Source organism: Adhaeribacter swui (assembly GCF_014217805.1).
GTDB lineage: Bacteria > Bacteroidota > Bacteroidia > Cytophagales > Hymenobacteraceae > Adhaeribacter > Adhaeribacter swui.
Map to the genome: position 1 here is coordinate 1,798,150 of NZ_CP055156.1, position 11,980 is coordinate 1,810,129.

Here is an 11,980-nt window from a genome sequence, read left to right on the forward strand (position 1 = left end):
ATTTACTTAAATTGAAAGTCGTAAAAACGAATTTACTCCGGTAAGTCATTCTTTTTCCTTTTTATCGAACATTCATCTTAACGCATCTAAATTTTTAAAATTTATGGCAAATAACCGTAGAAGTTTTCTGCAAAAGCTTGGTTTAGGTACTACTGCCTTGGGTCTGAGCTCCGCCTTTTCGTTGCCCTCGTTGGCTGGTTCCTCCCGTGTTAAAAAAGAAGAAGAGGATCAAATCCTTTTTATCGGCGAAAAAATTGCGATTGCCAATACCGCTTACGGGAAAGTAAGAGGCTTTAAACTGAGAGGCATTTACACCTACCTGGGTATTCCGTACGGAGCCGATACTTCCGGCGAAAACCGGTTTATGCCGCCTAAAAAACCAACTCCCTGGACCGAGGTAAAGCCCACTATCTGGTGGGGCAATACCGCGCCGCAAAACATGGAAAAGCGCTACGCCGATCCGGTTAGTTCTTTTATCGACCACTGGAACTACGACGACGTGAGCGAAGATTGTTTGCGCCTGAACGTTTGGACGCCCGCTATTGCTGACGGTAAAAAACGGCCGGTAATTGTTTGGTTGCACGGTGGCGGTTATACCAACGGTAATGCTATTGAACAAGATGGATACCACGGCGAAAATATCAGCCGGCGCGGCGATGTAGTGTATGTTTCCATTAACCACCGCTTAGGTCCAATGGGTTTTGCCAACTTTGCCGGCGCTAATGCTACCAAGTACGCCGCTTCGGGTAATGTGGGCATGCTGGACTGCGTAGCGGCACTAGAATGGGTAAAAGCCAATATTGCTAATTTCGGCGGCGACCCGGGTAGTGTTACGATTATTGGTCAGTCCGGAGGTGGTGGTAAGGTTTGTACTTTAATGGCGATGCCTTCGGCCAAAGGTTTATTTCATAAAGGAGTAGCATTGAGTGGAGCAACTTTAAAAGTAACCGAAAAAGAAACTTCGGAAAAGCTTGGCGCTTATATTTTACAGGAAGCTGGCTTAACCAACAGCCAGGTAGATAAACTGCAAACCATGCCCTGGAAAGAATACTACGAAATTGCCACCCGGGCCAGCAAAAAATTAGCCGACGAATTGAAAGCTGCTGGTAAGCGAGGCGGTGGCTGGGCACCGGTAGCGGATGGTAATTTCCTGCCGCAACATCCTTTCGATCCGGTAGCCTCTCCCCTGTCAGCGGATGTTCCTTTAATACTTTGCTCTACACTGAATGAATCGTCGCCGAGCCGATCGGATGCTTCGCTGGAAAATATTACCCTGGATGCCGTAAAAGAAAAGGTAAAAGACCGTTTCGGCGAAAATGCCGGAAAAGTAATCGACTCTTACGCCAAAGCTTTCCCCGAAAGAAAGCCCATTGAAATCTGGTCGATGGCCGTGAGTAACAGGCAAAATGTAATTGCCCTGGCTAATGCTAAGTCCAAGCAAAAAGCGCCGGTGTATGTAGCTTGGTTTGGCTGGCAACCGCCTTTATTTGATAATCGCATGCGGGCTTTCCATTGCAGCGATATTAGTTTCTGGTTCTATAATACCGATTTAATGTACACGCATACCGGCGGTGGTTCGCGCCCGCGGAAGTTATCGGCAAAAATGGCAGATTCGTTCGTAAAATTTGCCCGTACCGGTAACCCCAATGGTGGCGGCTTACCTACTTGGCCCCGTTACACTCCTGAAAACGGCGAAACCATGTTCCTGGACGATGTTCCCGTTATTAAAAACGATCCGGATCGCGAAGCCCGGAAGGCTTTAGCGTAATATTATATATGTTAAAAAGTAGAGTCCGTAATGGCGGGCTCTACTTTCTTAAGTTAGCTTTTAGCTTATGTTTATAACTATATAAGTAAATCTCGCCAGAGTTTCATAGTTTATAATTCACTCCAAAACCTATAACCTTAAAAATACGTGAGCCTGTTATAACGGGGGAAATAGTTGTTCCGGTTAATTCTTTCACATTCCTATTAAACAATATCAATTCTGCATTTCCTTCCCACTGTTTACTTATTTGATAGTTAACTTCTAAAGTACCGGTGATAAATGCATTAAAACCTTTGGCTGTAGCTTGATAGGTGAATGTGGGAAGCTGGTCTGTTTTACCTGTTCTTTGTTCAAAAATACTTCCGTAAGCTGGAGCCATTGAAACCGAACCAAAATACTGAAAGCGCTTGGTTGGATTTAAAATGTAGCGCCAGGTTATAGGCAGTATAATTCCCCTTGATTTACTATAATTGTATTCTTCTATTAATTTATTTTCTTCATCATTATAAATATTTGCCCAGTCGAATTTTCGTTTGCCATAGGCTACTCCTATTTGCAAGGAGGATCTTTTAGTTAAATAGTAGCCTACATGTAAAATGGGCCAAGCTGCAAAAAAGCCATTATAGGGCATTTGATTAAAATTCAAATAATACGAAGTATTGTTAAGCCGAAGTCCTACATAGTTAGGTTTTAGTTGGGATTTTTTTGCTTCACCTGAATTAGGAGATTGAGCGAAAGTTGATAAAGAGCACAGAATAGAAAACAAAAGACAACCAATAAATTTCATACAGTAAGTTTTTCAAGAAACGAGATAGTAGTCGTTTGCTTACGAAAGTGCGCATCAGCAAACGGCAGATGTAGTAACCATGAATTGTTCAGAAATAACAATTAGCCCTTTTGAACTCTAGGCAACAAGAAAATTTAAAAATTCCTTATTGACTATAATATTACTTCTTACCATACTTCTGTAAAGCAGACTTGAAATACTTACCCTGGCGGGTAGGAGTAAATTTCCAGTCCTGGATGAGCATGGGTGCCCATTGCGGATCGAAAACCCAGACGGTATAGGAAATGCCATTGGCATCGGCGTATTTGGTGATGGCGTCGCCGTACGACTCGTCGCTGATAACGGGTACGTGGGCGCCTTTGTCATCGGGGCCGCAGAAACCAATTTCGGTTAAAATTACCGGGTATTTTTTCGCTACGTTGCCCCAGTCCAAAGCCCACTGTGGTTCCCAGGGTTTTTCGCGTTTCTGGGGGTACGGGTGACTCACGTAGGCAATGCCTTGGGCGTTAATGGGGTCCAGGTTTACTGGCGTGAGGTCATAGGCCCAGTTAAAACCAGCTACTAAGGGTACCGCTTGCGAACCGTTCGCCCGGATGATCACGATTATTTCTTCCATGATTTCTTTCCATTGCGGCCAGGTGCAGGTACCGGCTTGCCCGCCCATTACGGTAGGTTCGTTGAACAGCTCGAACATAGCTACCGTGGTATTGCCTTTGTAATGTTTTGCCATGGTGCGCCAAAACTCGAACGTTTCTTTTTGGGTAGTTTCGTACATGGGGTTCTGGTACAATTCCGAGCGCAGGTTGCCGATGCTGTGCCAGTCAATGATCACGTATAAACCTAGTTCGGTGGCCCATTGTACGCCTTGGTCGAGTAACTTAATGTAGTTTTCCTGACCTTGTTTGCGCCAGGCATTGGGGTGCACCGGGAACCGCACCACATTGGCGCCCCAGCTTTTCATTACTTCAAAATATTCTTTGTTCCAGTGCCCATCCCGCTGCAGTTTATCGGGGTCGCTGGTATCCAGGCCTCTAAAAACAATGGGTTTATTGCCGGCCGTTACAAACTTATTGCCTTGTACGCTTACCAAGGGCAAAGTACCGGCGGTTTGCGCAAAAGTAGTTTTACCAATTAGCAGCAAACTAACCAGCATTAATAGGGTAATCTTTTTTAGCATATGTACAGAGGGGATTATACCACTTGGTAAGGTAGCACGAAATAGAGATACAAAGAAGGATGGCTCCGGTAAAATTTTTAAATTTTAGCAAATAAAAAGGCTGCTTCCAGGTAAGAAGCAGCCCTTGTTATGACGAAGTCTTGATTCCGATTAAAATTCCATTTCGTCGGCGCTAGGGCCGTAGCTACCCGGAATGGGAATGTTTAACAACCGCAGGTATACGCCTAATTGGGCCCGATGGTGAATGAGTTGGCTAAGAGCGTGCCGGATAACCTCGTATTTGGTATAAACTGCGTACACTTCGTCGCCATTGCGTAAAGTCCAGTTAGGTAGTAAGTCTTCTTCGCTGGCTTTGTTTAAAGCTTCGGCACCCGAGGCGATAGATTCTTCTAAATGCTGCATTAACTCCGCCGTATTATTTATCTCCTTGGGCGCATAAGGTTGGGCGGCAAAATCCAGTTCATCGGTATTCAGGCCCATGGTTATCCACGATGGTAATTCGGCAATGTGCGTAGCCAGTTGCCGAATGGTCATGCTTTTAGGGTGCGGCTGCCAGTCGTACTTGTCATCCGGAATGCGGGATAACATTTTGCGGGTAGTTTCGGCTTCCTGAGCCAGTTCTTTAGGAAGTAAATCGAGTACGGATAAAGTTTGAGTTTCGGGCATAGTTTTATGTTTTTAGAGGTGTTGCTGAATAGTACAAAGAACATTAGGTCCACTGACAACCCTATGGCAGTGTACTTTCAGAATTTTTAATTTTTTAAATTTTTAAGGATTTAACTACCCGTAACGGCTTACTTGTTACTTGTTGAATAGTAGTTCATCACAAGAATATCTTTTTAATCTTTACCACCCGGTACCCAAACAAAAATGCCTAACTCCAACTGTATTGGAGCTAGGCATTTTTAAATAAAATAAGTTAAGGCCGGATAAAGAAGATTTACTTAGCCCGGTTAAAAACAAATAAATCTTTGAACACCCACTTGCCATCTTGCTGGTTCCCGCGGGCAATCACAAACTGGTTAGCCGAACGCTTTTCGTACAAAATGCGGAGGTCTTCGCCTTCTTTTTGAAAAATAGCTTTGTCTTTGCTGGCTTCCACAAAGTTGTAACGGTCTTGTTTGTCTTTTTCTTCATGGCCAATTAAGCCGGGTGCAAAGTGTTTCACCAGCGACACTAAACCTTGCGGCGTTTGCTCATAAACGAGTATTTCGTACATGTCGGCTTTGCCGCCTTTCATCATGCGCATAGAGCCCATAATGTTGCCGTTCTCCGGCGCTACCCACACGCCATCAATGCTTCTGCCATCAGCGGTAGTGGCTTTCCAGTTACCTTGAATAAAGCTTACATCGGCCACCGAACCACCTTTGGGTTGGCTCTGAGCATACACTTGCGGCAACAAGCCCGCGAAAACAAAAAAGGATAACAAAGCAAAAATGCGTTTCATAGAAGCAGAAATTTGGTTTAAATTTTTAAAATTTAAATATACAAAATGGTTTTAAGTAAATGAACTCTAGTATTAGGATGTTAAAGCCAGGGCTTTTAATCAATCTATTAATTCAGTAATGGAATACTTTTCAAAGTAAATGACTATGGCGCGGAAGTTACTTCCGTTACTTTTGATTTAAAAAATTATCGTTCGCATAGCTGACTGAGTAGCTTTATTGCTTAGTGGAACTGTTTTATTGCTCGCTTCTTGTTCTTTTTGTCTTGACACAAAAAGAACCAAAAAAGTCAAGACGCTAAAAACTCGCTGAACGCTCGAACAGTTTAGCGTCAAACCTTGCACCTGGCAGATGCTATTTGTTGCATCGCTGGCTAGGATAATTTAAAGTTTTACAATTTAAAAGTCTTTGTCATTCAGAAGGAACCTATTTTGCTACGCAGCAGAACAAGTTCCATTAGTAACAGCCATTACATGTTAATCTTCGCCTCTTTAAAGGCCGTTAAGTTCCATTTCTATCGCGAGCGTGGACGCTCGCGGCAGAAGTTTTTTTAATTTTTAGCTAATTCACAACCTTCCAACCTTCCAACCTTCCAACCTTTCAACCTTCCAACCACATCAAACCGTAAGCGCCACCCGTTTGCCGGTTTCGGCGGATTTGTAGATAGCTTCTACAATCCGGATGTCGCGGAGACCTTCTTCGCCGCCAACGGGCATGGGTTTGCCTTGCATGATGGTGCGCGCGTCATCGTCCATTTGGTTGGCTTGCTGCCACGGGTTTTTGTATGGGTGGTTGATTTCGCCAAGGGGGCTGCTGCCTTTTACCCCATCGTAGGCCGAGTAAGGTTCCATCTTAATTTCGCCTTTGGCACATTTAATCGTTAAAAAATTTACGTTTTCGCCGAAGCTCGTTTTAATATCGGCCAGCACGCCGCCCGGAAACTCCAGGGTAGCTACAGCGGTTTCGGCTAATCCGTTTTTATAAATTTCCGGCCGGGTAGTTGAGGTTTTAGCCATAGCTACAGCAATCGGTTCCATGCCCGTTCCCATGCGGGCTCCTTGGATGGCATAAACGCCCATGTCGTGCATGACGCCGCCGCCCATTTCTTTCTTCTGCTTCCAGTGGTCGGTGCGGTTATCTTGGTAGCCGGCGGCGCATTTCACGCTTTGTACTTTGCCTAAAAGCTGTTTTTGTACAATGTTGCGGTATTCTTTGGTGTTAGGTTCGTGCTGCAGGCGGTAACCAATCGCTAACGATCTTTTGTTTTTCTTACAAGCGGCAATCATGGCCTGGCATTCCTGGGAGGTGACAGCCATGGGTTTTTCGCACCATACGTGTTTACCGGCATTGGCAGCCCGTTCCACGTACTCCCGGTGCATAGATGGCGGCAATACTACGTACACCACGTCAATATCGGGGTTATTGGCAATGGTGTCGAAGTTCTGGTAGTTATAAATGTTTTTGTCCGGAATGTTATACTTTTTCTTCCACGTTTCGGCTTTTTCCGGCGAACCGGTTACAATACCAGCCAGGTAACAATTTTTGGTTTGCTGCAAAGCAGGCGCCAGCAAATCGGTGCTGTAATAACCCAGACCCACCAGTGCTACGCCTAATCGGTCTTTTTGCGGCCGGGTAGCTGCCAGCAAGGTGTTCGGCGAAAAAATGGCAGTAGCACTACCCAAAACAATTGTTTTTAAGACGTCTCGGCGAGTTGTAGAAGACATATTTTTAAATTTTTAAAGTTTAAAGCTATAATAAATTAGTTTTTCTTATGTAAGACCAGCTTTAGGAAACCGGCCCGATTGAGATACATTTTAAAATAATTGCAATCAAAATATGCCAAGATAAGTATTTTGCGCCTTTTCCCTATATTTAAATTAAATAAACTTATTCCCGCCAACCGTAATTGTTTTTATCCATTTAAAACCCTCTAAACAAGCACGGGAAATGGTTTTAATTAATTCTGTACCTTCGGACTTTAATTGATACGCTTAAATAACGCTGATTAATTGCATGAAAAAACAACTTCAATTATTTCTTCTCTCCTTGGTGCTGTTACCGGGCAGTGTAGCCATGGCGCAAACCAAAGATCCGGTGGTAGATGCTATTGTGAAAGAAGCGAACGAGAACTCGCAACTCGAAAAATTAGGCCACGAGTTAATGGACGTGATCGGTCCCCGGCTGGTAGGTACCCCGCAAATGAAACAAGCCGGCGACTGGGCCGTGGCTAAATACAAAGATTGGAATATTAGCGCCCGCAATGAAAACTGGGGCGAGTGGCGCGGTTGGGAACGCGGTATTTCGCACATTGATTTAGTTTACCCACGCACCGAATCGCTGGAAGGTATGCAATTGGCCTGGAGTCCCGGCATGAAAAAAGCCGTTACGGCGGAGCTGATTATTATTCCGGACGTAGCAGATTCTATGGAATTTAAAAAATGGTTACCCGCCGTAAAAGGTAAGTTCGTGCTCATCTCCATGAACCAGCCCACCGGCCGACCCGATTATAACTGGCAGGAATTCGCCAGGAAAGAATCTTTCGAGAAAATGAAAGCCGACCGCACCGCGCAAACCGAAGCCTGGCGCAACCGCTTAAGTAAAACCGGCCGGACTACGCGCAACTTGCCCATTGCCCTGGAAAAAGCTGGAGCCGCCGGGGTGGTTACCTGTAACTGGTCGAATGGCTTTGGGGTGAATAAAATCTTTGCTGCTTACACTAAAAAAATCCCGACCATTGATATGTCGCTGGAAGATTATGGGTTGCTTTACCGCCTCACCGAATCGGGCCATAAACCTAAAATACGGGTGCAAACTGAGTCGAAGGAAAAAGGCGTTGTACCTACTTTTAACACCATTGCCGAAATTAAAGGCTCCGAGAAACCCAATGAGTACGTGATCTTGTCGGCGCACTTTGATTCCTGGGACGGCGGCACCGGCGCCACCGATAATGGTACCGGCACCCTAACCATGATGGAAGCCATGCGCATTTTAAAGAAAGTATACCCGAACCCGAAGCGTACCATTCTGGTGGGCCACTGGGGCAGCGAAGAGCAAGGCTTAAACGGCTCCCGCGCTTTTGTGGCGGATCATCCGGAAATTGTGCAGAACGTGCAGGCGGTATTTAACCAGGATAACGGTACCGGCCGCGTGGTAAACTTGGCGGGACAAGGATTTTTAAATTCTTATGAATATTTGGGCCGTTGGCTAACCCAGGTGCCCGAAGAAATCCGTTCTCAGATTCAAACCAGCTTTCCGGGTTCGCCGGGTACCGGTGGTTCTGATTTTGCTTCGTTTGTGGCGGCCGGCGCACCTGCTTTTTCCTTGAGTTCTTTAAATTGGTCGTATGGCACTTATACCTGGCATACCAACCGCGATACCTATGATAAGATTGTGTTTGATGATGTGCGGAGCAACGCGATTTTAACGGCTATTCTGGCGTATATGGCCAGCGAAGATCCGAATAAGACTTCCCGGGATAAGATTGTATTGCCGGTAAATCCGCAAACGGGGCAACCGGGTATCTGGCCGGAGCCGCGGCAGCCTACGCGAAAAGGTGGTTTAGATTAAGGTTAATTGTTAGGACTGAACCAAAAAAGCTGTGGTTAGCTGCATTACTTGGAACCGGTTCCCGTCTCCATGCACAAGTTCCATCTTATTGGATACGGCTGAGTTTGCCTCATGGCCGGCGGGCCTCGTTCGGCTCTTTCGGGCTGTTTAGCGAACCTTGGCTCGTTGCACTGCGCCATGCTGCTGCGCAGCACCGGAACGCTAAAAGGCCCTCAATAGCCAAACTGGTATTAGTTGCGAGTAGCTACTTTTATTGGTAAAATTACCACAAGTTACTAAAGGGCTAATTTTGTAAGCTCTATTTAGCCCTAAACTTTATGGCGCGGAAGTTACTTCCGTGCCTTTCTAAATTCTTAAGATGGACTAGCGGTTTAATTGGAATAAGTATAATAGTCACGGAAGTAACTTCCGCGCCATAGTTTTTAAGTATGCCATGCTTATCAAGGATAATTTGAGGCTTTTAATCAACTTAACATTAAAAAAGCGGCCTTTGAGAAGGCCGCTTTTTTAAATAACTCTATATCTGTGAACTCTCAACCATGGTCTAGTTTTTTCTAAGGACTATGGACTATGGACTATCAACTAACTCTTCAAGCTGCCAGTCATATCCTCCGGACGTACCCATTCGGTGAATTGCTCGTCGGTTACATAGCCGGTGGCAATGGCGGCCTGGCGTAAAGTAGTGCCTTCTTTATGGGCTTTTTTGGCGATTTCGGCGGCTTTGTAGTAACCAATGTGCGGGTTCAGGGCCGTTACCAGCATTAACGAGTTTTCCAGGTGGCGCTGAATAATTTCGTGGTTGGCTTTAATACCATCGGAACAATTCACGGTAAACGATACGCAGGCATCGCCTAATAACCTCGCGGATTGCAATACATTTGCCGCAATTAGTGGTTTAAATACGTTCAGTTCAAAATGACCCAAGGAGCCTCCTACGGATACAGCCACGTCATTGCCCATAACCTGGGCGCAAACCATGGTTAAAGCTTCGGGTTGGGTCGGGTTTACTTTACCCGGCATAATAGACGAACCCGGTTCGTTGTCCGGAATAATGATTTCGCCGATACCACTGCGTGGGCCGGAAGAAAGCATGCGAATATCGTTTCCTACTTTCATGAGCGCTACCGCCGTGCGTTTTAAAGCACCGGATAATTCTACCATGGCATCGTGGGCCGCCAAAGCCTCGAACTTATTAGGAGCCGTTACAAATGGGTAACCAGTAAAATCCGCAATTTTCTGCGCTACCAGTACATCGTAGCCTTGTGGGGTGTTTAAACCAGTCCCTACGGCGGTGCCACCCAGAGCCAATTCTTTTACAACTTCTAAAGCGTTTTTAATGGCGCGAATGCTGTTGTCAATCTGCTGCACGTAACCCGAAAACTCCTGGCCTAATGTAAGTGGCGTGGCATCCATAAAGTGCGTACGGCCGGTTTTAACCACGTCTTTAAATTCTTCTACTTTACGTTGCAGGGAGTCGCGCAGGGTTTGCAGGCCTGGCAAGGTAATTTCGGCTACTTGCTTGTAAGCCGCAATGTGCATAGCCGTCGGGAACGTATCGTTCGACGATTGCGATTTGTTTACGTCGTCGTTGGGGTTAATTTGTTTTTTTTCGTCGTTTAAAGAACCACCCAGTAACACATGTGCGCGGTTGGCAACTACCTCGTTTACGTTCATGTTGCTTTGGGTACCCGAACCGGTTTGCCAGATAACCAACGGAAATTCGCTGTCGTGCTGACCGGCTAAAATTTCATCGCAAACTTGGCTGATAATATCGCATTTATCTTGCGGCAATACACCTAGTTCCAGGTTGGCGTGCGCGGCGGCTTTTTTAAGGTAAGCAAAGGCATACACAATTTCCCGGGGCATACTGCCTTCCGGACCAATTTTAAAGTTGTTGCGCGAACGCTCGGTTTGTGCGCCCCAGTATTTATCGGCGGGCACGTTTACCGGACCCATGGTATCTTTTTCTACGCGAAATTCCATATTGTTTTTCTAAAAATGTAAGTTTTACAAAACGGCTCGAAAGTAAAGAATAAATTTTCGAAAGCAGAGCGAAAAATATTTAAAATATGCAGATTGATATAAACAGCATTACCCGATTTTTAAACAAACGATGCTGTTCAAAAATCGGGTAATCTAATTAAACTAAATTTAAAGCTTTCATAAGGGTTGGTTGTGAAGACACAACCAACGGCGGAACTAATCTAAGACTTCACAAAAGTTGTAAATAATAACACCGATTAATGAGCCTTGCTGCCGATTGTGTGTCCGCAACTAATTTTTTGCCCGTTGGTTGTGTTTTCACAACCAACCGTAATAACCTTTTGGCTTAACCCAGAAAATTTTAAAACTTTTAATTTCTGGTAAGTTTGAAATAAAGATTCACTGCCGTTGGTTGTGTCTTCACAACCAACCTTGGTAACCTTTTAACTAAAGTATTTTTTGCTGTTTTTTACAAATAATTGAGCAACAGTAAAACCAAACCTACAATTACAATTAAACCGCCTAAACCGCCCAGCACAGGTACGATTAAGCCTAACAGTGCCACAATTAAACCCAGAATAATAACCTTAATAGCTACATCGTTGGTTACCGGGCCTTCGGCTACTTTTTTACCTTCTTTTATTTTTTTAATTTCTTTTTTAGCCGTTTTAATTTCTTTCTTCACTGCTTTTAAAGCCGTAACTTTTTCACGGAAAGTAGCTTTTTGGGTAGGAGCAACAGTCGTTTTTTCAAGAGCGGTTTTTACGGCTTCGTTCCGGCGAATTTCGGCAGTTAGTTCTTCTTGCTTCGCCTGCTCCGGCGATAAAATAGCGGTGGGCGCTTCGGCAGCGTTGGCGGTTACAGGAGCAATTTCGGGCGTAGCTACTTTTGCGGTAGCGTTCTCCACTCGTTTAAATTCTGTGGGGTGATTCGAGAACAGAAGACGTTGCGGCTCCTGCGAGCAAGAACTTACCAGAACGGCTAAAAACAAAGCAAAAATAGCGTTTACCCAGCGGGCGGAAGAAGAGATAATGTTTTTCATATAAGTTGGCGTAATAAATAATTTAAAAAAGATATACTGCTACTTTCCTAAAAAAGATGTGTTTTTTAATATTCTTAATGTGGTTTCCTGCAAAATAAAGTAATTTTCAAGTAACTAAAATCTATGGCTGATTAGGCGGTTTATTAAATCTGCCGCAAATTTATAAGTATAAATATTACTTACGAAAGCAATGTCGCTATAATTGCACCAA

At 44.7% G+C, this 11,980-nt stretch carries 9 protein-coding genes; 2 read left to right on the top strand and 7 right to left on the bottom strand.

The features are described from left to right. Nucleotides 1-103 precede the first annotated feature (103 nt). Nucleotides 104-1,768, top strand: a complete 1,665-nt coding sequence (locus HUW51_RS08160) for a carboxylesterase/lipase family protein (protein ID WP_185273481.1) — start codon at nt 104-106, stop codon at nt 1,766-1,768. A 103-nt stretch (nt 1,769-1,871) separates the two neighbouring features. Here the strand turns inward: HUW51_RS08160 and HUW51_RS08165 are convergent, their stop codons facing one another. The 5 genes from HUW51_RS08165 to HUW51_RS08185 form a co-directional block, all read right to left on the bottom strand. Next, nucleotides 1,872-2,555, bottom strand: a complete 684-nt coding sequence (locus tag HUW51_RS08165; protein WP_185273482.1) for a hypothetical protein — start codon at nt 2,553-2,555, stop codon at nt 1,872-1,874. 160 nt (nt 2,556-2,715) lie between these two features. Next, nucleotides 2,716-3,732 (bottom strand): glycoside hydrolase family 5 protein, encoded by a 1,017-nt coding sequence (locus HUW51_RS08170; RefSeq protein ID WP_185273483.1) that lies wholly within the window; start codon nt 3,730-3,732, stop codon nt 2,716-2,718. A 150-nt stretch (nt 3,733-3,882) separates the two neighbouring features. Continuing rightward, entirely contained in the window at nt 3,883-4,398 is a 516-nt protein-coding gene (locus tag HUW51_RS08175; RefSeq protein ID WP_185273484.1) for a DinB family protein, read from the bottom strand. A 274-nt stretch (nt 4,399-4,672) separates the two neighbouring features. Continuing rightward, nucleotides 4,673-5,179 (bottom strand): DUF6265 family protein, encoded by a 507-nt coding sequence (locus HUW51_RS08180; RefSeq protein ID WP_185273485.1) that lies wholly within the window; start codon nt 5,177-5,179, stop codon nt 4,673-4,675. Between the two features lie 615 nt (nt 5,180-5,794). Next, on the bottom strand, nt 5,795-6,901 hold the full coding sequence (locus HUW51_RS08185) for a Gfo/Idh/MocA family protein (protein ID WP_185273486.1): 1,107 nt from the start codon (nt 6,899-6,901) through the stop codon (nt 5,795-5,797). Between the two features lie 289 nt (nt 6,902-7,190). Here HUW51_RS08185 and HUW51_RS08190 point away from each other — a divergent pair, with 289 nt between their 5' ends. Continuing rightward, nucleotides 7,191-8,744 (top strand): M20/M25/M40 family metallo-hydrolase, encoded by a 1,554-nt coding sequence (locus tag HUW51_RS08190; RefSeq protein ID WP_185273487.1) that lies wholly within the window; start codon nt 7,191-7,193, stop codon nt 8,742-8,744. 582 nt (nt 8,745-9,326) lie between these two features. On the opposite strand, the gene fumC is transcribed toward HUW51_RS08190, so the two are convergent. Together fumC and HUW51_RS08200 are read right to left on the bottom strand one after the other, a co-directional pair. Beyond that, nucleotides 9,327-10,727 (bottom strand): class II fumarate hydratase, encoded by a 1,401-nt coding sequence (gene fumC, locus HUW51_RS08195; protein WP_185273488.1) that lies wholly within the window; start codon nt 10,725-10,727, stop codon nt 9,327-9,329. A gap of 469 nt (nt 10,728-11,196) precedes the next feature. Beyond that, nucleotides 11,197-11,769 carry a hypothetical protein gene (locus HUW51_RS08200; protein ID WP_185273489.1) on the bottom strand — a complete coding sequence of 191 codons (573 nt, stop codon included), beginning with the start codon at nt 11,767-11,769 and terminating at the stop codon, nt 11,197-11,199. Nucleotides 11,770-11,980: the final 211 nt, after the last annotated feature.